Source organism: Kaistia granuli DSM 23481 (assembly GCF_000380505.1).
Lineage (GTDB): Bacteria > Pseudomonadota > Alphaproteobacteria > Rhizobiales > Kaistiaceae > Kaistia > Kaistia granuli.
Map to the genome: position 1 here is coordinate 404,643 of NZ_AQYH01000006.1, position 20,266 is coordinate 424,908.

The window sequence follows — 20,266 nt, forward strand, 5'->3', positions numbered from 1 at the left end:
TTCCTCCCAGAATATGCGTTCCTCGCCCGGCGGCCCCTCAGCTCGCCGCTCGATAGCTTTCCCCGAGTGCTGCCGGGGCATTCAGGCGAACCCGAACCTTGTCGGCCGAAATGGCCACCAGCACGACAATGGTCAGGACGTAAGGCAGGCAGGTCATGAACTGGGCCGGAATGCCGATGCCCATCGCCTGCAGTGCCAGCCCGAGCAGCGATACCGCGCCGAACAGATAGGCGCCGACCGCCACACGTCCGGGACGCCAGGTGCCGAACACGACCAGCGCGACGGCGATCCAGCCACGCCCGGCGATCATGTCCTGCGACCAGAGCGGGGTCAGGACTGTCGAGGCATAGGCGCCGGCGAAACCCGCCATGACACCGCCGAACAGGATCGCCAGAAAGCGGACACCGACCGGCCGCATGCCGAGCGCATGGGCCGTGTTCGGGTTCTCGCCGATCACACGAAGCGTCAGGCCCGCCTTGGTGCGGTAGAGGAACCAGGCGACGAGGCCCGTCGCCGCGATACCGACATAGACGACGATGTCCTGCGTGAAGAGGATCTTGCCGAGCACGGGGATCTCGGAAAGAAGCGGTATCGCGATCTTGTCGATCCCCAGCAGCGTCGCCCCCTCGAAGGAGCGGCCGAGCAGGCTCGACAGCCCCAGTCCGAGAATGCCGACGGCAAGGCCCGCCGCCACCTGATTGGCCATGAAGCCGAGCACGAGCACGGCAAAGACGGCGGAAAGCAGCGCTCCACTGGCCGCGCCGGCGATGAAGCCGACGAGATGCGATCCCGACTGCAACGTCACCATGAAGGCGATGGCGGCGGAGAGCGCCATCATGCCCTCGACGCTCAGATTGAGAACACCGGATTTCTCGACGACCAGTTCACCGAGGGCGGCGAACAGCAGCGGTGTCGCGGTGGCGAAGGCGCCCGCCAGAACGAAGATGAGCGCGTCCATCATGCTGCCCCCCGCAGGCCGTCCGCTTGCGGAACGCGGCGAACCTCGTGCCGGACGAAGAAGTAGGAGGCCAGGTAGAAGACGAGCAACAATCCCTGGAACACCACCGGCGCCGAGGCCGGAATGCCCGCGCTCACCAGCGCGATGTCGCCGCCGACATAGACCAGCGCCATGAACAGGCCGGCGAAGAAGATGCCGATCGGATGCAGGCCGCCGAGGAAGGCCACGATGATCGCCGCATAGCCATAGCCCGGCGACAGGATCGGCTGCAGCTTGCCGATCGGCCCGGCGATCTCGCCGACCCCGGCAAGACCTGCCGCCGCGCCGCCGATCAGGAGCGACATCCAGATGGCGCGGCGCTGCGAGAACCCGGCATAGCGCGCGGCATCCGACGCCACGCCGCCCACCATCAGACGGAAGGCCGCGAAGCTCTTGGTGACGAAGACCCAGCAGCCGATTGTCACCACCAGCGTGATGATGACGGAGAGATTAGCGCGCACGCCGTCACCGCCAAAAGTCGGATAGAGGCCGGCGTCCGGAAACATCACCGATTGCGGGAAATTGTAGCCGGACGGATCCTTCAGCGGGCCGGTCAGCAGGTAGTAGAGCACCTGCTTGGCGATCTCGGTCAGCATCAGCGTCACGATGATCTCGCTGGCGTTGAAGCTGGCCTTCAGATAGGCGGCGATGCCCGCCCAGGCCATGCCGGCCAGCGCGCCAATCACGATCATGCCGGGCAGCATCCAGGCGGACTGGCTGTCGGACCAGAAGATCGGCAGCAGGCTGGCGCAGATGGCGCCGATGATGAGCTGGCCCTCGGCGCCGATGTTCCAGACGCGCGCGCGAAAACCAATCGCCAGGCCCTGCGCGATCAGGATCAGCGGACTCGCCTTGATCAGCACTTCGCCGAGATTGTAGCTCGACGACAGCGGCTCGATGAAGAAGCTGTAAAGCACGACGCCGGGATCGGCGCCGAGCGCCGAGAACATGACGACCATGGTGACGATCGACAGCACGATCGTCACCAGCGGTACGGCAAGCAGCGCCACGGGTGACGTCTCCGCGCGCGGAAGAGCGGTGAAGCCGAGGAAGCTCATTGAGCCGCCTCCGTCGCGATCTCGTCCCGGGCATCGAAAACGCCAACCATCATCTGACCGATGCGTTCCGGCGTCGTCGTCCGCGTATGGACCGGCGGCGACATCCTTCCCTCGAACATCACCGCCATCCGGTCGGAGATCTCGAACAGTTCTTCCAGTTCCTCGGAGATCAAGAGGATCGAAACACCCGCGTCCCGCAGATCGACCAGCTTCTGGCGCACCATCGTCGCCGCGCCGATATCGATGCCCCAGGTCGGCTGGGCGACCACCATGACTTTCGGCCGCAGCATCATTTCGCGACCGACGATGAATTTCTGCAGATTGCCGCCCGAGAGGCTCGACGCGTTGGAGCCGGAGCCGCCGCAGCGCACGTCCATCTCGCGAATGCAGCGCTCGGCGTGCTCGTCCCGCACCCGCTTGCGGATGAAGCCGCGCGCGACCATGCCGAGACGATGGCCGGTCAGGAGCATATTGTCGTTGAGCGACAATCCGGGCGCCGCCCCCCGGCCCAGGCGCTCCTCGGGAATGAAGGAAAGCCCCTGCCGGCGACGCTCGGCCGCCCCGAGATGACCGACGGCGTCTCCGAGGATCTCGATCTCGCCCTTGCGCGCGGCAGGCAACGTCTCCTCGCCGGACAGAAACCGTGACAACGCCTGCTGGCCGTTGCCCGATACGCCGGCGATGCCGAAGATCTCGCCGCGCCGGACTTCGAGACAGACGCCCTTCAGATTGACGGCATGGGGATCGCGCTCCCGCGTCGACAGGCCGCTCACCCGCAGCGCAATCTTCGCATCGGGCTTTGCCTCGGCATGGGTCGAGCGCGGAATATCGCGGCCGATCATCATCTTGGCCAGGCTACGCGACGTTTCTTCGCGCGGATCGACATGGCCGGTCACCTGGCCGTGGCGCAGGATCGTCGCCGAATGACAGAGCGCGCGGATTTCCTCGAGTTTATGGCTGATGTAAAGGATGGCGATGCCCTTGTCGGAGAGCATCCGCAGCGTCACAAACAGCTTCTCGACGGCCTGCGGCGTCAGCACGGAGGTCGGTTCGTCGAGAATGAGCAGCGATGGCTCCTGCAACAGGCAGCGCACCAGCTCCACCCGCTGCCGCTCGCCGACGGACAGCTTGTAGACGAGCGCATCGGGCTCGACCGCCAGCCCGAACGTCTCCGAGGCCGCGCGGATGCGACGCGAGAGATCGCGGATATCACCAGGCACCGTGAAGGAGATGTTCTCGGCGACCGTGATCGTCTCGAACAGGGAAAAATGCTGGAACACCATGCCGATGCCGAGCGCGCGGGCGCGCGCGGGGCTGGAGATTTCGGTCGGCCGCCCCTTCCAGTAGATCGTCCCGGCATTCGGCTGGGTCACCCCGAAAATGATCTTCATCAGGGTCGACTTGCCGGCGCCGTTCTCGCCCAGAACGGCGTGAATTTCGCCCGGACGAATATGGATGTCGATCTTGTCGTTCGCGATCAGCGAGCCGTAGCTCTTGGTGATCCCCTCAAGCCGCAAGAGGCTCTCGGGCTGTGCGCCAGACCCGGCGGCGCTGCCCGGGGAAATCAGCATGGAGCCAGACCGGGGATGCTGGGCGAAGACCGCGTATTTCCCTCGCCGCTCGAACCAAACTGCAAGATCGGTACGACCCAGACCGCCCAAAAGCGATAGCCCGAGACAATAGCCGCTTGCCTTATGGCGTAGCCATCAGCTTTCATAATATGATTACATTGAATCGATACTGTCCGCCCGGAAGAGCAAGACTTATCGACCGCAAAAAAGTCTGCGCTAACCCGTGTGTCCACGAGCTCTCCTCCCTAGGTGCCTTCAAGGTGCCTTCTTTTCTTATTGAGGAGGATTATAGGGGCGGTTAAGTTCCAAGATAGATTATTTTGATGGACCAATCGTTCGGGATCTTGGACGCAATGTCGTACCCCTATGAACTGAAAGACATCAGCTGCTTCTTGTGGATTGCACGCGCAGGTAGCATTTCTAGAGCCGCCACTACTTACAGCGTACCCAAGGCTACCCTCAGTCATCACCTGCGGCGGCTCGAGGACGCCCTGCAGGTGGAGCTGTTCGTCCGCAAGGCGAAGGGCCTCGAATTGACCGACGCCGGCAAGGAATATCTCGACAATTGCTCGGCGATTTTCGATTCCTGCGAGAACGCGGCGAGTGCCGCTCAGCGTGCGCATTCGACGATCAGCGGCCGCATCCGGATCGTCGCCAGCACGGCCTTCGGCACCTCGATCATCGGCGCGGCGGCGAGCTATTTCGCGACCTCGAACCCCAATATCGACTTCGATCTGCAAATGTATCCGGACGACAAGATCATCGCCGGACAATTCGATTTCGACTGCATGATCTTCGTCGGCGAACCACCGGCTTCCAGCCTGTTGCGGCGCAAAATGGGTGACGTTTCCTTCGGTCTCTACGCCAGCCCGCGCTTCGTCGAGGCGCATGGCATGCCCGCCTCGCTGGACGACATCAACCGTTCGAGTGGCGTCGTCTACATGCGCAACGGCATGCCCGAGCGCTGGGCGCTGCGCAACCAGCGCAACCTGGTGCACCTCGAGCCGCTGGCGAAATTCAACGTCAACGAATACTGGCTGGCGAAGTACTTCACGGTCGAGGGCCTGGTAATTGGATACCTGCCGGACTTCTTCGTGAAATACGAGGTCGAGCAGGGCGCGCTCCTGCCGCTGCTACCCGAATGGCGGTCCGACGACACGCCCGTCTATGTCATCTATCCGGCCCAGCGGCATCGCAATCCCCGCGTCATGAAGCTGGTCGACGCGATGTGCAACCGGTTCGAGGACTTCATCCGTTCGCCGATCTATTCGGTGACGCGGATCGATTATGGCCAGGGTTGAACGGGTTCCGAAAAAGCACGGCCGCAACCACAGCGTTCGGAAATCCTGAACGCTGTGGCTGCGGCCGTGGCCAATGGGAATGTGTGGTCAGTGGTGGTGGTGGTCGGCGCCCGGGAGCTTCTCGAACACTTCCGTGCCCTTGTTGATCCAGCGTATGCCGTCAGCGGCGACGACACTGTCCTCGATACCGACCGCGCCGATATAGGTGACCATGTACCAGACCAGTTCGGCGGCGAACATCGAGGGGTGCTGGCGGGGATTTCGGATACCGACCCGCTTGCCCCAGGCAATCAGCGCCGTCGCCATGTCGATCCGGTAACCATAGACCTGACCCGGCTCGTTGACCGGCGTGAAGGTGATCGAAAGCCCCGGAGTATCCTGCCAGATCTCGACACCATGAAACTGCATGTCCGGCCAGAACTGCCGCTCGCGGAGATGCTCTTCCTTGTCGTGGCCGCCATGGCGGACCGTGCGGTATTTCCGGGTGAGGATCGTGGAGATGTCGGTTCGGACGGCTTGGTCAAATGCGTCGACGTTTTCCATGGCTCGGTTTCTCATCACTGCATTGCGCTAAGGAAGACGGCGCGTCGACCAGATTGACGCGCCGGGGGTGTTTCAGCAGGGTTCGGCGACGCGCTGACGCGACCTCGCGTCGTCCTCGATCTGCTTGCGGTAGCGCATCACGGCCCGCGAGGCGTTGACGCCGGCGGCGGCGACGAGCTGGCCCTCCCTGTGAAACGTCAGCAAGGGATGTGTGCGATCCGCCGTCTCTTGCCTTTCGACATGATCGTGACCGTCGTGCCGGCCGACCATCTGCAGCTTGAGGCCATACTGATCCGACCAGAAATACGGGACGTCGGCGAAGGGTACCGGCTCCTCGCCGGAGCCCGGCAAGCTGTGCAGGAGGTTCCGTGCCGCCGCCCTTCCCTGCGCCGAGGCGCTGGTCCAGTGCTCGACGCGCATCACTGTGTCGTAGAAGGGATTGTGCCAGCGGGCGACATCGCCGGCGGCGTAGATGCCGGGATGTGAGCTCGCCAGCGTCGCGTCGCAGACGACGCCATCCGCGAGCTTCAGCCCCGAGCCCTCGAGCCACTCCGTCGCCGGGATCGAGCCGGCGCCGACCAGCACGAGATCGGTTTCGATGACCGAGCCATCCGACAACCGCGCCGCGGCGACCCGCCCGTCGCGCGCAATCAGTTCCTCGATCGTGACGCCGGTCATGACGTCGACGCCGTTGCGCTGGTGCATGTCGAGAACATATTCGCCGAGCACGGCGCCGAAGGTGCGGCCGAGCAAGGTGGGAGCGCCCTCGATAAGGGTGATCTCCAGGCCAAAACTGCGCATCGACGCCGCCAGTTCGCAGCCGATCAGGCCGCCGCCCAGAATGGCGATCCTGGGCTTGCCCGCCAATTCCGCCTTGATCGCCAGCGCATCCTCGAGCGTGCGCAGCCCGAGCACGCCGGCCATGCCACGGGTGATCGCGGGCATGCGGGCAACCGCTCCGGTGCAGACGACGAGACCGTCGAAGTCGATGGAACGGCCGTCCTCCAGCTTCGCGGTGCGCGCCGCCGCATCCAGCGACCGCAACTGGATGTCGCGGAGTATCCGGAGATTGCCGCGACTGTCCGCGATCTCGGGGAGAAACAGCTCGGAATAGTCCGACTTGCCCTGGATGAACTCCTTGGAAAGGGCGGGCTTGCTGTAGGAGCCCTCCTTCTCTCCGGTGACCCAGAGAATTTCGCCGGCATAGTCAGCCGCCAGCAATTCCGACACTGCGGAATAGCCGGCAAGCGAGCCCCCGGCGACAACGATCCGTCGAATAGCCTCGAATGCCATGGCGCCCAACGCAGGTTAGAGATCTTTTCGTGCCGCGATCGACGCGACGAGCCGGAACGAAGACACACCGGACTCGTCGCGTGATCGGCGGGTGGCAAGCCACACCGGGCCAGGCCTTGAGGAGCGAAGCAAAGCGACAGCCGTGCTTCGTTCCTCAAGGCGCCAGCCCGGATCCCGGCGCCTAGCCCTCGACCAGCTTCAGAGCCAGGATGGGGCAGGACGTCACCGCCTGCCGCACCCGCGCGCGGAGCTCGGAATTCTCCGGGATCGGCTCGGCGACGTGCAGATAGAGATCGTCATCGACGTCAAACACTTCCGGCGCGATGCCCATGCAGACGCCATTCCCGTCGCAGCTCTGCCGATTGACGATGATCTTCATATTTTCCTCCGCAATTTTCTTGAATGTTCGGATACGGACCCAGCGCGGGGCGATCACTCCTGGCGCTACTCGGCCGCTTCCTGCTGGACCTGTTCGCTGCGCACCTCGTTGGCGTAGTCGCGGTAACGCTTCGACAGCCACTGGTAGAACTGCAGCAGCGATTCCTCCTGGAACGAGTAGCGACCCGGCTTGCGGAACCGCGAGCGGTTGCCGCGTTGCACCGATTCCGTCGAGCTCGCATCCTGGTTGTGGAACAGCACCAGGCCGTCCTGGGCGATCTTGTAGAGATGCTCGAACAGCGGATGCTTGGTGCTCGCCTCCGGATAGAGATGGCCGATGCGCAGGTTGAGCTTGCCGGGGCCAGCCGGCAGGACGAGGTAGTAGAACAGGCCCTCGGGCACGGCGCCGAAGCCGAGATTCGGCGGGATCGACGCGAAGATGACCTCGTTGCGTTCCTTCTCGCCCAGCGTCTCGATGATCGGCAGCAGCGCCTTGCCGGTCGGGTTGAAGCCGGCGTCCGGATAATAGAAGCCAGTCGGGTGATAAACGGCGCCGTCATCCTCGTCGAATTCGACGAAGCTGGTCAGCCGGACGTGGGCGAAGTCATGCAGCATGCCGTGCAGATAGGCGCTGTGATACGGCTCGATGCCATTCTCGAGCTGCGGCTTCCAGTTCCACTCGCAGCCCTTGATCTCGGCGACAGGCATCGAGACCATCTCGGCGATGTTGTACGGCGCGAGCGCCTTCTCCAGCTTGTGCAGCGTCGGGGTCAGCGGCTTGGCGTTCGGATCCAGGTTCGTAAACACGAAGCCGTTCCAGATCTCGACCTTGTGCGAGGGCAGATGCGCCTCGGTCTTGAGTTCCTTCAGGCCGATCGTGTCGTTCATCGACGGCGCGGCGATCAGATGGCCGTCGAGGCCATAAGCCCAGGCATGGAACGGGCAGCGGAACAGGCGGCCCGCATTGCCCGATCCCTCGCACAGGATATGGCCGCGATGGGCGCAGATCGGCGTGAAGACGCGGATTTCCATGTTCGCGTCGCGAACCATGACCAGCGGCTCGTCGCCCATGTCGACACGGACAAAATCACCCGGCTTGGCGATCTCGTCGGTGCGGCCGAGGCAGAGCCAGCTGCGCATGAACACCGCTTCCTGCTCGAATTCATAGAATTCCGGATCGACGTAGCATTCGCGCGGCAGGTTGAAGCCGGTCTCCATGTTCTTGCAGCCGTCCTCGATCGTCTTGACGACTTCGAGGATGCGATCCGAAACGACCTTGCGGTCCTTCTTGTTGTTCGAGCTAGACGGACACTGAGACACTTGTTCCTCCGGTATCAAAATGGCGTGTTTCTTGTTGTTGGCGCCCGAGCGATGGATGCGCGCCGGCGGCAGGCGCGGCCATGGAAGGCCCGCCCTGACCGGCATCGCCGCCTGGGGAATCAATTCGACGGGAAGGCGAAATCCGATGGGGGTGATCCGAGCGAACGCAGACCGACGCCGCGGACGCGCGCGGGATCCGGCTCCCGATCCAGGTCGGTCGAGACAAGGCTCACGGAATGATTGGTCAGGGGGCTGCGGATCCGGTCGACGGGGAATACCGTCTGCGGATCCGAGGGCCGATTGTCGGCAATCGTCCTGTGCATCTTCATCATCGCTCCTGGACGGCAGATCAGGTCACCTGGAACACCGCGTCGCGAGGGACGACGATGCGTGGCTGGCCGTGTGGGTAGCAGGACGATAGGAAGCTCAGGCTGTTCGGAATAGACCTTCGATTTGGACGTGTCGTCCAGATTACCGAACGATCGATGTGGCTCGTGCCAGCCCCGGAGTCGCGCCCGATACGGACGCGGCGAGGCCTCGCTCAGACGAAGTAGGAGGTCGGCGAAACGGCGTGGGTGGCGCGGAAGGCGGCCAGGCGCTCGGCCGCTTTCTCGCTCGATGCCTGCAGATGCGCCTTCAGGAGATGCTTGGCGGAGCCGACATCCTGGCGCGCCATCGCCTGCATGATCTCGAGATGTTCTTCCATGAACGAATCGAAGAAGGGCTGGCGTTGCAGGGCGACCTGGAAGTGCTTGCCGGAGACGAGGATGCAGCGCGTGCGCTTCAGCGCCTCGACGATTTCTGGATTGCCGCCATAGGCAAGGCAATCGATGTGCAATTCCCCCTCCAGCACGTCGAGCTCGGCGATGCCGGCATCGTCCGAACGGTTGATGCCGTCCTGCAGGCGGGCCGCCATGCCGGCCAGGACCTTCGGCGGAATGGCGCCGATGGCGGTCTCGAGCGCCGCCGGTTCGAGCAGCATGCGCAATTCGTAGAGATCCTGGAACCGCGCCTCGTCGAGCGGGATGATCCACCAATGCGATTTCTCGCCCTTGGTGACGATGCCGACCTGCTGGGCGTGGATCAGCAGATCGCGCGCCACGGTGCGGCCAACGTCGAAATGACGCGCCAGCGCCAGTTCGTTGACGCGGAAACGGCCGAAGACCGAGCGCAGAATCACCTCGCGCTCGAAATCGTAATAGAGCGACTGCCAGGCGAAATGCTTCGGCGGCAGGGCCGCCTCCGCATCCATGTCCAGCATGTCGGCCGTAATCTTCAGGCGCTTCGGCTCGCCGGCCTTGCCGACGAGGAGCCCGCGGCCGTCGAAACGGCTGAGCAGGCCCTCCTCTTCCAGCCGGGCGAGCGCCTGCTTCACCGGCGAGCGGCTCGATCCGAAGATCGAGGCAAGCGGTCCCTCGAGCAGCACCGTGCCTTCCGGCAGACCGCCGGTCTCTATGCCACGGCGCAGCCGCTCGGTGATGGAGGCGTAGGCGGGCGTGCGATCGACGCCGCCGCCAGCCCCCTGCCCGCCGGCGCCGCGTCCGCCTTTTGCGACCGTCAGGTCACCGCGCCGATCTGCCATGGTACGAACTCATTGTCGCCAAACCCGAAATCTTCGCTGAGGGTGTGCTGACCGGAAGCGATGGCAATCACCGCCTCGAAGATCCGCTGGCCGGCCGCCTCGATCGTGTCGTCGCCCGTGACGATGCCGCCGCAGTTGACGTCCATGTCGTCCTGCATGTGCTCGTACATCTCGCTATTGGTGGCGACCTTGATGCACGGCGCAGGCTTGAAACCGGAGACCGAGCCTCGCCCCGTCGTGAAGACGATGACGTTGCAGCCCCCCGCGACCTGCCCCGTTACCGCTACGGGATCGTAGCCGGGTGTATCCATAAAGACAAACCCGCTCTGGTCGATCAGCTCGGCATATTCATAGACGGCGGCGAGCGGCATCGTGCCGCCCTTGGCGACGGCGCCGAGCGATTTTTCCAGGATGGTGGTGAGCCCGCCGGCCTTGTTGCCATGCGAGGGATTGTTGTTCAGTTCGGCACCGTTCTTGACGGTGTAGTCTCGCCACCAGTCGATCCGGTCCATCAACTTCTGCGCCACTTCCGGCGTCTGGGCGCGGCGGGTCAACAGATGCTCGGCGCCATAGATTTCCGGCGTCTCGCTCAGGACCGCGGTGCCGCCATGCTGGACGAGAAGATCGGCCGCGTAGCCGAGCGCCGGATTGGCGGAGATGCCGGAATAGCCGTCCGAGCCGCCGCACTGCAGCGCCAGCTTGATGCCCGAAAGTGGTGCTGTGGTGCGCTGCATCGCATTCGCCACCGGCAGCATCTCGCGGATGATCTCGGAGGCGATCTCGACCGTCTTGCGGGCGCCGCCGAGGCGCTGGATCGTCATGGTGCGCAGCATCGGCCCTTCGGCAAGGCCGAACTTCTCCAGGATGGGCTCGATCTGGTTGGTCTCGCAGCCGAGGCCGATCATCAGGATGCCGGCGAAGTTCGGGTTCTTCGCATAGCCGCTCAGGGTGCGGATCAGATATTCGTAGCCCTCGGCCTTGGTCGAGATGGCGCAGCCGGTGCCGTGCGTCAGCGCGACGACGCCGTCGACATTGTCGAAGCCGGCGAGGCCGCCGCCGCGATTGAAGCCGTCGGCGATGGCGCGCGAGACGGTGGCCGAGCAATTCACCGAGGTGATGATGCCGATAAAGTTGCGGGTGCCGACGTCGCCATTCGGGCGGACATAGCCCTCGAAGGTGCGGCGCTCGGCTTCCGGCAGCAACGGCGTCGGCCGGCCGTCGACCGCGAACTCATGCGTCACGTCGCTGTCCTGCATGGCGAGATTGTGCAGATGCACGTGCTCGCCCGGCTGGATCGACGCGCTCGCCGTGCCGATCACCTGACCATATTTCAGCACGGGCTCGCCCGCCTCGATCGGCTGGGTCGAGATCTTGTGGCCGCTCGGAATCTCGTCGCGCGCCACGACATTGCTGCCCGGCAGGACGGTTCCGGCGGGAATGACCGCGCGGGCCACGCTCACATTGTCTTTCGGATTGAGCAGGATCACGGGGGACGACGGAGCTGGCATGGACATGTTCATTTCCGCTAAAATGGTTATTGCGTGCACCAATCAATCATGTTAGATGTCTTCTAGTCAACAGATTAATAACAATAACCCACGGGAAATCGGCGCGACCGGCGAGAACATTTTCAATATACGATCGACATATATCGTATATTTTTCAAATCGATCGCCACGCTCCAAACTTACAATCAATCAATACAAGCCTGTTTCGATTTTAATCGTTACGGAATGCGTGGGATTGTGCCTTGTCGTACGAATTCGATTTCTCGTTTCTGAATGAGTATCTGCCAGAGCTTTGGCATGGAATCTGGCTGACGATCGGGATGACCTTCGTCTCGATCGTTCCGGGCTTCGCGCTCGGCACCGGTTGCGCCATCGGCCGCCTCTATGGCCCGCCCTGGGTGCAGCGCATCGTCACCATCTATGTCGAGGGCATCCGCAACACGCCGCTGATCATCCAGGTGTTCTGGCTGTTCTTCGGGCTGGCGGTGCTGCAGGTGCGGGTCGGGCCGTTTCCGGCCGCCGTCATCGCGCTCGTCATCAATGTCGGCGCCTATACGGCGGAGATCATGCGGGCCGGCTTCATGAGCATTCCGAAGGGCCAGCTCGAGGCCGCCGCCTGCCTGGCGCTGAAGCCGAGCCAGAGCCTTTGGTCGGTACAGCTGCCGCAGGCGGTCGAGCGGGTCTATCCGGCGCTCGTCAGCCAGTTCGTGCTGATGATGCTGGCGACCTCGATCATGTCGCAGATCTCGGCCGAGGAACTCACCGGCGTCGCCTACATGATCCAGTCCTTCACCTTCCGCGGCTTCGAGGTCTATCTCGTCATCGCCGTCATCTACTTCGTCATGGCCTGCCTGCTCCGGCTGACCCTGCTCGGCGTCGCGCAAGTCTCCTTCCCGCGCAAGCGCCGCCTCGGCACGCCGCTCTGAGCGATGACGCCTCCCCAAGCCAGCCTCCCCTCGACGCACGGATCCCGCCCATGTTCGGACTGACCATCGAGCAGATCGCCTTCATCTTTCGCGGCGCCGGCTGGACCATCGTCCTGTCGCTGCTCGGATTTGTCGGCGGCACCATCTTCGGATTGCCGGTGGCGCTGGCGCGCGCCTCGCACAACCGGGGCCTGAACCTGGTTTCCGGCCTGTTCGTCCAGCTCGTCCAGGGCATCCCGCTGCCCGTCATCATGTTTGTCGTCTATTTCGGCATCTCGATCGGCGGCTATGACGTGCCGGCGCTGGTCGCCGCCGGCATCGCCATGACGCTCTATTCCAGCGCCTATCTCGGCGAGATCTGGCGCGGCTGCATCCAGGCGGTGCCGAAGACGCAGTGGGAGGCCGGCGAATGCCTGGCGCTGACCAATTTCCAGCGCTTCGTCTACGTGATCCTGCCGCAGGCGCTCCGCATCGCCGTGCCACCGACGGTCGGCTTCCTCGTGCAGATCGTGAAGAACACTTCCTATGCGGTGGTGATCGGCTTCTTCGACCTCACCTACTCGGCCAAGGTCATCAATAACTCGACCTTCATGCCGTTCACCGTCTTCACCATCGCGGCGCTGATCTATTTCGCGATCTGCTTCCCGATGTCGGTCATGGCGCGCCGTTTCGAGCGCCGGCTGAACCGGAGCTGAGGGCACCATGAACGCGGCAACGAAGATCTCCACTGCCACCGCAAGCGCGACAGAGACCCAGATCATGACCCGATCCGATACCCCCCTCGTGCGCTTCCAGGGTGTACGCAAGAGCTTTGGCGAACTCGAAGTCCTGAAGGGCATCGACCTGGAAGTCGTCTCCGGCGAAGTCGTGGCGCTGATCGGCCGCTCGGGCTCGGGCAAGAGCACGGCGCTGCGCTGCGTCAACGGCCTCGAACGGATCAACGCCGGCGCGCTCACCGTCTGCGGCCGCGAACTGCACAGCGGCAAGGTCGATCTGCGCGACCTTCGCCAGGACGTCGGCATCGTCTTCCAGAGCTACAACCTGTTCCCGCATCTGACGGTCGAGCAGAATGTGACTTTGGCGCCGCGCAAGGTGCACAAGATCGGCGCCGCCGAGGCGCGCGACCTCGCCGATACGGTGCTGGCGCAGGTCGGGCTGTCGGACAAGGCCAAGAACTATCCCGAGCAGCTCTCCGGCGGCCAGCAGCAGCGCGTCGCCATCGCCCGCTCGCTCGCCATGCGCCCGAAACTCATCCTCTTCGACGAAGTGACCTCGGCCCTCGACCCGGAACTGACCGGCGAGGTGCTGCGCGTCATCGAGAAGCTCGCCGCGGGGGGCATGACCATGATGCTCGTCACGCACGAGATGGCATTCGCCCGCTCCGTCGCCGACCAGGTGGTGTTCATGCACCAGGGCCGGATCTGGGAGAGCGGCAAGGGCGACATGCTCGACAAGCCTCAGACGCCGGAACTGCGCCAATTCGTCGGCAACGGCCTTTGAACGGCGCCTTGCGCGCCAACACACATCTACCAAGCGGAGGAATAGCAATATGATGAAGCGTCTTCTCGGCGGCGTCGCGCTGTCGCTCGCCCTGTGCGCCGGCGCGGTCTCGGCTCAGGCCGATACCCCGGAAGCCATCAAGGAGCGCGGCACGCTGCGCGTCGCCGTCGATATCGGCCATCCGCCCTACGGCATGCTCGACGCCCAGGCCAAGGCCACCGGCTCGGACATCGAGACGGCGCAGCTGCTCGCCGACGATCTCGGCGTGAAGCTGGAAGTCGTTCCGGTCTCCGGCGCCAACCGCGTTCCCTTCCTGCTCGCCAACAAGGCCGACGTCGTCATCGCCTCGTTCTCCGTCACGGAAGAGCGCAAGAAGGTCGTCAACTACTCGAAGCCCTACGGCGTCATCCCGGTCGTCGTCTCGGCACCGAAGGCGATCGCACTGACCTCGACGGCCGAACTCGCCGGCAAGGATATCGCCGTTGCCCGCGGCACCACCGCCGATATCGAGCTGACCCGCGCCATCAAGGAAGCCGGCGCCGCGGCCAACATCGTGCGCTACGAGGACGAGGCGACCACCAACACCGCCGTCGCCACCGGCCAGCAAGACGTGTTCGCGGCAGCGCTCTCGACCGCCAACTCGGTCGCCGAGCAGAACGCCCCGAAGGGCCTCGAGGTCAAGCTTACGCTCGCCGCCTATCCGATGGCGATCGGCCTGCGCAAGAACGATCCCGAGCTGAAGACCTGGGTCGACGAATGGGTCGTCACCAATTTGAAGAACGGCAAGCTGAACGACATCTACGTCAAGTATTTCAACCAGCAGCTGCCGGACAACATCCCCGAGTAGTCGGAGGACGGCGCGGGGGTGACCTCCCCCGCGCCACCATCGCGCGCGGGCGAACCGCCGCCTCCGGAGACCGGCCGATCTCGCTATCCTTCCGGCCGCGCATTTCAGCACAGACAAGGCGAACCGCAATGAATGAGACCGGAGAGATCACCGGCCGGACCCGTGTGCTCGGCATCCTCGCCGACCCGATCGCCCATGTGAAGGCGCCTCCCGGCATCAACCGCATCGCCCGCCAGCGCGGCCGCGACGCCGTCATGGTCCCCTTCCAGGTCGCTCCCGAGCACCTCGCCCAGTTCGCCGATTCCCTGCGCAACTTGAAGAGCTTCGACGGCGCCATCATCACAGTGCCGCACAAGGGGCCAATGGCCCAGCATTGCGACGAGGTGAGCGAGCACGCGCGCGCCGTCGGCGCCATCAACGTCATCCGCCGCGATCCCGACGGCCGCCTGATCGGCGACGCCCTCGACGGTACCGGCTTCGTCGCCGGCCTGGCGGTCGCTGGTATCGCGATTGCCGGTCGCAGCGCCTATCTCGCCGGCGCCGGCGGGGCGGCGAACGCCATTGCCTTCGCGCTGGTCAGCGGCGGCGTATCGAAGCTGACGATCGCCAACCGCACTCGCGCCAAGGCCGAAGCCCTGCGCGACCGCATCCTGGCCTTGCATCCCGGCGCGATCATCGCGGTCGGCGATGGCGATCCGAGCGGCCATGACCTTATCGTCAACGGCACGTCGCTCGGCATGCGTCCGGACGACGCCTCGCCGCTCGACACCACGCGCCTGACGCCCGACATGATCGTCGCCGAGGTGATCATGGTGCCGGAGATGACGCCGCTGCTGCAGGCCGCCCAGGATAGGGGCTGCCGCATTCATCTCGGGAAACCGATGCTGGATCAGCAGCTTGAGCTGATGGCCGACTTCTTCGGGCTGTAGTTCGTCCCATCGCGGCTACTCGCTCTGGCGACGGCCGCACGCCCTGCTTAATAGGGCAGCACCGATAGAACGGGCTGTCCGCCTAGCGGGTCGGCGCCCGGCGGGCGAATTGCGGCTTCTCCTCGAAGAAGTCCGGATATTGCTCGCGCAGGCTCGGCAGGCGGGGCAGCAGGTCGCGGACATGGACGCGCATCGCCTCGCGCGCGTCCTCGGGTCGGTGCTCGCAGATTGCCTCGACGACCGTGGTATGCTGGGCGACGACGCGTTGCGAGGTATCGATTTCGGGCAGCGTCAGATAGCGCACCCGGTCGAGATGGCCGCGCGCCTGCTCGACCGGACGGCCGAGACCGCGCAGCCCGGCAACCTCGCAGATGAGACGATGCGTCTCCTCGTCGAGCAGATGGAACTCCGGCCACCTCTCGGCCTGCAGCGCCGCCGCGTGGCGCGCCAGCACGGCGCGCAGCCGGATGATGCCGTCCTCGTCGATGATGCGCGCGGCGCGCTCGGCCGTGGCGCATTCGATCGCCTCGCGCAGGAACTGCGCCTCCAGCAGCGCTTCCATGCGGATGGGCGCGATCACCGTCGTCAGCTGCGGATAGCTGATCAGAAGCCCCTCTTCCGCCAGGCGGATGAAGGCCTCGCGGACCGGGGTGCGGCTGACCGACAGGCGCGTCGCCACGTCCTGCTCGGAGATCGGCCGGTTGGGCTCCAGTTGCAGCGAGATGATCGCCCGGCGCAACAGGCTGTAGACCTGCAGCGAAGCCCGCTGCTCCCGGCTCAGATTGGCGTCATCCAGAATGGCACCCAGCGATTGGCCGACTGGCTCCGTCATCGGTTCCGTCCCATGCTTTTTTTTGTTTGGCGCTTATGTGCCGTTTCATCGGTTTTCGCCCGAACCGGGTGAAAAACCAAGCATTTGCGCGAATTCGGCCTTCCGTTAGGGCGGCTTGTTAACGCATATTGTCATTCACAGTGGACTAGAATACTAGTGCCGGGACGCAAAAAGAGGCAACAGGTGCCCGGTTGGAAGTCAGGCCTCGGCCGGACAGCCCGCCATGGGAAACGGTCAGGCTGCGCGGCAACGGCCCGCGCATTTGTCCAGCATTCCTGAGCAAGGCCCGCGCGCGCCGGTTCATTGCCGGCGAAACGCTACTCATGCCTCCGGGAGGGGGCGATCGACCAAGGCAATGGAATGAACACCACAGACCTCAGGACTTGGACGACCGGAACACCGATCTCGCATCGGGTTCATGGCGCCGTCGAGTCGAGCCGGCCGGTCGTTCCCGGCAGGGGCAGGCCTGCCGCACGGCGCCGGCATCTCCGCCGGTTAGCTATGTCGGATTGCCACAGGGCCCAGGTCTTGCGGTCCCAGTCGACGGAGACTATGCCGCCGCCCATCGATACGGCCAGCGGATTTCCAAGGCGCAGCGCGCCATCGGAACGATCCGTGACCGGCAGCCGCTAGCCGCGCCGCACGCGATCTCGCCCCAATCCTTACCGAGCCACCAACAGCGCAGGCGACGGGATGCTCTCATACTCGTTTGATTTCTCTTTTCTTCTGACGACCTGGCCCGCGTTTATGCGCGGCGCCTGGCAGACGATCTTGCTCGCAGGAACGTCGATCGCCATCGGCTTCTTCGTCGCCCTCATCTGCGCCATCATCCGTTCTGGCAAGAACAAGCTCGCCTCCGGGCTGGTCGGCGTCTATGTCGAGGTGATCCGCAACACGCCGCTGCTGGTCCAGATCTTCATCGTCTATTTCGGCCTGCCGAGCATCGGCCTGAGGATGTCAGCCGAGACCGCGGCCGTCATCGCCCTGGTGATCAATACCGGCGCCTATGGCAGCGAGATCATCCGCGCCGGCATCGAGTCGATCGCCAAGGGCCAGCTCGAAGCCGCGGAATGCCTCGGCCTCAACAAGTTCCAGGTCTACTGGCACATCATCCTGATTCCGGCGGTCGAGCGCGTCTATCCGGCGCTGTCGAGCCAGTTCGTGCTGTTGATGCTGTCGTCGTCGATCACTTCGCAGATTTCCGCGCAGGAACTGACCGCCGAGGCGAACCTGATCCAGTCCGAGACCTTCCGCTCGTTCGAGGTCTACCTGATCGTCGCGGCCATCTATCTGGCCCTCTCCGTCCTCTTCCGCGTCGTCCTGTGGGCCATCGGCGAAGTCGCCTTTGTCCGCCGCCGCAAGCTGCGCACCTGAGGTGAGATGACATCATGATCACGTTTTCCTCCACCCATCTCATCTATCTGATCGAAGCCGCCCGCTGGACGCTGCTTCTGTCGGTGCTCGCCTTCATAGGCGGCGGCATACTCGGCCTGGTGCTGGCGCTCGGCCGCGTTTCCGAGCACAAGCCCCTGCGCTGGCTGTCGGCCGCCTATATCCAGATCATCCAGGGCACACCGCTGCTGGTGGTGCTGTTCCTTTCCTATTTCGGCCTGTCGATCCTCGGCCTCGACATCCCGCCGATCGCCGCCGCCGGCCTGTCGCTGACGCTCTACACCTCCGCCTTTCTCGGCGAGATCTGGCGCGGCTGCATCCTCTCGGTGCCGAAGACCCAGTGGGAGGCGTCGAACTGCATCGGCCTCTCCCGCGCCCAGCAGTATCGCTACGTGATCCTGCCACAGGCCGCCCGCATCGCCATCCCGCCGACGGTCGGCTTCATGGTGCAGATCATCAAGAACACGTCGATCACCTCGATCATCGGTTTCGTCGAGCTCGCGCGCGCCGGCCAGATCGTCAACAACTCGACGTTCCAGCCGTTCATCACCTTTGTCTTCGTGGCCATCATCTATTTCGCGATGTGCTACCCCCTCTCTCTCGCCAGCAGACATTTCGAAAGGAAGCTCAATGTCGGTAAATGAAGCAGCCGGCACGAGACCTCGGAACGAAGCCGTGCCGGGCGCCGAACCCATCATCGTCGTCGACAGCGTTTCGAAGAGTTTCGGCCCCCTCCAGGTCCTGCACGGCGTCTCGCTCGAGATCGAGCGCGGCACCATGGTCGCGATCGTCGGGCGCAGCGGATCCGGCAAGAGCACCTTGCTGCGCTGCATCAATGCGCTCGAGGAGATCAACGGCGGCACGATCAAGGTCTGCGGCCACATGGTCAGCATGTCGGATCGCGCGTCGGTCAAGCGCCTGCGCTCCGAAGTCGGCATGGTGTTCCAGAGCTACAACCTGTTCCCGCACCTGAACGTCCTGCGCAACATCACGCTGGCGCTGACCGCGGTGCAGAAGAAGTCCCGCGCCGACGCCGATGCGATCGCGCACAAGGTGCTCGGCCTGGTGGGACTGGCGGACAAGGCCGAGGCCTTTCCGGAGCAGCTTTCGGGCGGTCAGGCGCAGCGCGTGGCCATCGCCCGCTCGCTCGCCCTGTCCCCCAAGGTGCTGCTGTTCGATGAAGTGACCTCGGCGCTCGATCCGGAACTGACCGGCGAAGTGCTGAAGGTCATGGAAGATCTCGCACGTGACGGCATGACCATGGTCCTCGTCACGCATGAAATGGCCTTTGCCCGCCGTGTCGCCGACATCGTCGTCTTCATGCATCAGGGCAAGGTCTGGGAGGCGGGCCCGCCCGCGGAGCTCTTCGCAGATCCGAAAACCCCGGAACTGCGGCAGTTTCTGAGCAGCGGTCTCTGACGTTCTAACTGGAGGTATCGTAATGAAGTTTCTGACCAAGATGGCGCTCGCCGCGACCATCGCTCTCGGCGCCGCCGGCGTCGCCAAGGCCGACGTTCTTGCCGACATCAAGGCCAAGGGCGAGATCGCGATCGCGATCGACCTCGGCGCGCCGCCATGGGGCATGACCGATGCCAACCTGAAGCCGGCCGGTGCCGACGTTGACGTCGCCAACAAGCTGGCGGCCGATCTCGGCGTCAAGATGAAGCTCGTCGAGGTGACCGGTCCGAACCGCGTGCCCTTCCTGCTGACGAACAAGACCGACATCGTCATCTCGTCCTTCGCGATCACGCCCGAGCGCGCCAAGGTCGTCGACTTCGTCCCCTACTCGGTCAACCGCCTGATCGTGTTCGGACCGAAGGGCGTCGAGATCAAGTCGCTCGAGGACCTCGCCGGCAAGCGCGTCGGCGTCGTTCGCGGCAACCTGCAGGACACCGAGCTGACGAAGAAGGCTCCGGCCGACACCAAGCTCGTCCGCTTCGATGACGACGCGACCACCATCACCGCCCTGATGTCCGGTCAGGTCGACGCCATGTGCGCGCCCTACGGCATGTACCTGACGCTGGCAGAGCGCTACCCGGCCAAGGAACTCGAGCCCAAGGCCGAGGTCGTCCAGCAGCCGCTCGGTATCGGCCTGCGCCAGAACGAGCCGGAAATGAAGGCCTGGCTCCAGGATTGGGTCAAGAAGGGCGCCGCCGACGGCTCGCTCTCCACGATCTTCGAGAAGTACATGGGCGCCAAGCTCGACCTGGCACCGTTCCTGGCCGAAGCGAAGTAAGCATCGCGCCATCTGCGATCTGAAATGGGGCTGTCGCATCTCGGTGCGGCAGC

The 20,266-nt window shown here is 64.2% G+C and carries 20 protein-coding genes; 10 read left to right on the forward strand and 10 right to left on the reverse strand.

Annotated features, from left to right (window positions below):
- Window positions 1-37: 37 nt before the first annotated feature.
- The 3 genes from G342_RS0109510 to G342_RS0109520 are packed head-to-tail and all read right to left on the reverse strand — an operon-like array spanning window position 38 to window position 3,626.
- Window positions 38-958, reverse strand: a complete 921-nt coding sequence (locus tag G342_RS0109510; protein ID WP_018182902.1) for an ABC transporter permease — start codon at window positions 956-958, stop codon at window positions 38-40.
- A complete protein-coding gene (locus G342_RS0109515; RefSeq protein ID WP_018182903.1) occupies window positions 958-2,055 on the reverse strand; it encodes an ABC transporter permease in 1,098 nt (365 codons plus the stop codon). Before G342_RS0109515 ends, G342_RS0109510 begins: the two co-directional genes overlap by 1 nt.
- Entirely contained in the window at window positions 2,052-3,626 is a 1,575-nt protein-coding gene (locus G342_RS0109520; RefSeq protein ID WP_051094163.1) for an ABC transporter ATP-binding protein, read from the reverse strand. The genes G342_RS0109515 and G342_RS0109520 overlap by 4 nt, the downstream gene beginning before the upstream one ends.
- A gap of 353 nt (window positions 3,627-3,979) precedes the next feature.
- On the opposite strand from G342_RS0109520, the gene G342_RS0109525 reads away from it, so the two are divergent.
- The gene (locus G342_RS0109525; RefSeq protein WP_083931173.1) at window positions 3,980-4,927 is read left to right on the forward strand and encodes a LysR family transcriptional regulator; all 948 of its coding nucleotides are present in this window, start codon (window positions 3,980-3,982) and stop codon (window positions 4,925-4,927) included.
- Between the two features lie 87 nt (window positions 4,928-5,014).
- Here the strand turns inward: G342_RS0109525 and G342_RS0109530 are convergent, their stop codons facing one another.
- From G342_RS0109530 to G342_RS0109560, 6 genes are all read right to left on the reverse strand, one after another.
- Entirely contained in the window at window positions 5,015-5,470 is a 456-nt protein-coding gene (locus G342_RS0109530; protein ID WP_018182906.1) for a hypothetical protein, read from the reverse strand.
- 72 nt (window positions 5,471-5,542) lie between these two features.
- Window positions 5,543-6,763, reverse strand: coding sequence for an NAD(P)/FAD-dependent oxidoreductase (locus G342_RS23720; RefSeq protein ID WP_018182907.1), 1,221 nt, complete (start codon window positions 6,761-6,763; stop codon window positions 5,543-5,545).
- A gap of 181 nt (window positions 6,764-6,944) precedes the next feature.
- Window positions 6,945-7,142 carry a ferredoxin gene (locus G342_RS0109540; RefSeq protein WP_018182908.1) on the reverse strand — a complete coding sequence of 66 codons (198 nt, stop codon included), beginning with the start codon at window positions 7,140-7,142 and terminating at the stop codon, window positions 6,945-6,947.
- A gap of 65 nt (window positions 7,143-7,207) precedes the next feature.
- Window positions 7,208-8,461, reverse strand: coding sequence for an aromatic ring-hydroxylating oxygenase subunit alpha (locus tag G342_RS23725; RefSeq protein ID WP_198010766.1), 1,254 nt, complete (start codon window positions 8,459-8,461; stop codon window positions 7,208-7,210).
- 541 nt (window positions 8,462-9,002) lie between these two features.
- Window positions 9,003-10,043, reverse strand: coding sequence for a GntR family transcriptional regulator (locus G342_RS0109555; protein WP_018182911.1), 1,041 nt, complete (start codon window positions 10,041-10,043; stop codon window positions 9,003-9,005).
- A complete protein-coding gene (locus G342_RS0109560; protein WP_040878509.1) occupies window positions 10,019-11,563 on the reverse strand; it encodes a UxaA family hydrolase in 1,545 nt (514 codons plus the stop codon). The genes G342_RS0109555 and G342_RS0109560 overlap by 25 nt, the downstream gene beginning before the upstream one ends.
- 230 nt (window positions 11,564-11,793) lie before the next feature.
- On the opposite strand from G342_RS0109560, the gene G342_RS0109565 reads away from it, so the two are divergent.
- From G342_RS0109565 to G342_RS0109585, 5 genes are all read left to right on the forward strand, one after another.
- Complete coding sequence (locus G342_RS0109565) at window positions 11,794-12,477, forward strand: amino acid ABC transporter permease (protein ID WP_018182913.1); 684 nt, start codon at window positions 11,794-11,796, stop codon at window positions 12,475-12,477.
- A gap of 50 nt (window positions 12,478-12,527) precedes the next feature.
- Window positions 12,528-13,172: an amino acid ABC transporter permease gene (locus tag G342_RS0109570; protein ID WP_018182914.1), complete on the forward strand. Its 645-nt coding sequence runs from the start codon at window positions 12,528-12,530 to the stop codon at window positions 13,170-13,172.
- A 64-nt stretch (window positions 13,173-13,236) separates the two neighbouring features.
- Window positions 13,237-13,977 (forward strand): amino acid ABC transporter ATP-binding protein, encoded by a 741-nt coding sequence (locus G342_RS0109575; RefSeq protein WP_026304291.1) that lies wholly within the window; start codon window positions 13,237-13,239, stop codon window positions 13,975-13,977.
- A gap of 49 nt (window positions 13,978-14,026) precedes the next feature.
- Entirely contained in the window at window positions 14,027-14,824 is a 798-nt protein-coding gene (locus G342_RS0109580; protein WP_018182916.1) for a transporter substrate-binding domain-containing protein, read from the forward strand.
- 128 nt (window positions 14,825-14,952) lie between these two features.
- A complete protein-coding gene (locus G342_RS0109585; RefSeq protein WP_018182917.1) occupies window positions 14,953-15,753 on the forward strand; it encodes a shikimate dehydrogenase family protein in 801 nt (266 codons plus the stop codon).
- A gap of 82 nt (window positions 15,754-15,835) precedes the next feature.
- On the opposite strand, the gene G342_RS0109590 is transcribed toward G342_RS0109585, so the two are convergent.
- Complete coding sequence (locus tag G342_RS0109590) at window positions 15,836-16,585, reverse strand: GntR family transcriptional regulator (protein ID WP_018182918.1); 750 nt, start codon at window positions 16,583-16,585, stop codon at window positions 15,836-15,838.
- A gap of 693 nt (window positions 16,586-17,278) precedes the next feature.
- Between G342_RS0109590 and G342_RS0109595 the strand changes: the two genes are divergently transcribed.
- From G342_RS0109595 to G342_RS0109610, 4 genes are read left to right on the forward strand one after another with little or no spacing between them, the layout of a single operon-like run.
- Window positions 17,279-17,959: an amino acid ABC transporter permease gene (locus G342_RS0109595; protein WP_018182919.1), complete on the forward strand. Its 681-nt coding sequence runs from the start codon at window positions 17,279-17,281 to the stop codon at window positions 17,957-17,959.
- Between the two features lie 14 nt (window positions 17,960-17,973).
- A complete protein-coding gene (locus G342_RS0109600) occupies window positions 17,974-18,621 on the forward strand; it encodes an amino acid ABC transporter permease (protein WP_018182920.1) in 648 nt (215 codons plus the stop codon).
- The gene (locus tag G342_RS0109605) at window positions 18,608-19,396 is read left to right on the forward strand and encodes an amino acid ABC transporter ATP-binding protein (RefSeq protein ID WP_083931174.1); all 789 of its coding nucleotides are present in this window, start codon (window positions 18,608-18,610) and stop codon (window positions 19,394-19,396) included. The genes G342_RS0109600 and G342_RS0109605 overlap by 14 nt, the downstream gene beginning before the upstream one ends.
- A gap of 22 nt (window positions 19,397-19,418) precedes the next feature.
- Complete coding sequence (locus G342_RS0109610) at window positions 19,419-20,213, forward strand: transporter substrate-binding domain-containing protein (RefSeq protein ID WP_018182922.1); 795 nt, start codon at window positions 19,419-19,421, stop codon at window positions 20,211-20,213.
- The last annotated feature ends 53 nt before the right edge of the window (window positions 20,214-20,266 follow it).

Coding starts and splice junctions, on each gene's coding strand:
- G342_RS0109560 (WP_040878509.1), bottom strand. CDS start 11,563: ATGAACATGTCCATGCCAGCTCCGTCGTCCCCCGTGATCCTGCTCAAT.
- G342_RS0109600 (WP_018182920.1), top strand. CDS start 17,974: ATGATCACGTTTTCCTCCACCCATCTCATCTATCTGATCGAAGCCGCC.
- G342_RS0109570 (WP_018182914.1), top strand. CDS start 12,528: ATGTTCGGACTGACCATCGAGCAGATCGCCTTCATCTTTCGCGGCGCC.
- G342_RS0109525 (WP_083931173.1), top strand. CDS start 3,980: ATGTCGTACCCCTATGAACTGAAAGACATCAGCTGCTTCTTGTGGATT.
- G342_RS0109510 (WP_018182902.1), bottom strand. CDS start 958: ATGGACGCGCTCATCTTCGTTCTGGCGGGCGCCTTCGCCACCGCGACA.
- G342_RS23720 (WP_018182907.1), bottom strand. CDS start 6,763: ATGGCATTCGAGGCTATTCGACGGATCGTTGTCGCCGGGGGCTCGCTT.
- G342_RS0109585 (WP_018182917.1), top strand. CDS start 14,953: ATGAATGAGACCGGAGAGATCACCGGCCGGACCCGTGTGCTCGGCATC.
- G342_RS0109520 (WP_051094163.1), bottom strand. CDS start 3,626: ATGCTGATTTCCCCGGGCAGCGCCGCCGGGTCTGGCGCACAGCCCGAG.
- G342_RS0109610 (WP_018182922.1), top strand. CDS start 19,419: ATGAAGTTTCTGACCAAGATGGCGCTCGCCGCGACCATCGCTCTCGGC.
- G342_RS0109555 (WP_018182911.1), bottom strand. CDS start 10,043: ATGGCAGATCGGCGCGGTGACCTGACGGTCGCAAAAGGCGGACGCGGC.
- G342_RS0109590 (WP_018182918.1), bottom strand. CDS start 16,585: ATGACGGAGCCAGTCGGCCAATCGCTGGGTGCCATTCTGGATGACGCC.
- G342_RS0109530 (WP_018182906.1), bottom strand. CDS start 5,470: ATGGAAAACGTCGACGCATTTGACCAAGCCGTCCGAACCGACATCTCC.
- G342_RS0109605 (WP_083931174.1), top strand. CDS start 18,608: ATGTCGGTAAATGAAGCAGCCGGCACGAGACCTCGGAACGAAGCCGTG.
- G342_RS0109580 (WP_018182916.1), top strand. CDS start 14,027: ATGATGAAGCGTCTTCTCGGCGGCGTCGCGCTGTCGCTCGCCCTGTGC.
- G342_RS0109595 (WP_018182919.1), top strand. CDS start 17,279: ATGCTCTCATACTCGTTTGATTTCTCTTTTCTTCTGACGACCTGGCCC.
- G342_RS0109575 (WP_026304291.1), top strand. CDS start 13,237: ATGACCCGATCCGATACCCCCCTCGTGCGCTTCCAGGGTGTACGCAAG.
- G342_RS0109515 (WP_018182903.1), bottom strand. CDS start 2,055: ATGAGCTTCCTCGGCTTCACCGCTCTTCCGCGCGCGGAGACGTCACCC.
- G342_RS0109540 (WP_018182908.1), bottom strand. CDS start 7,142: ATGAAGATCATCGTCAATCGGCAGAGCTGCGACGGGAATGGCGTCTGC.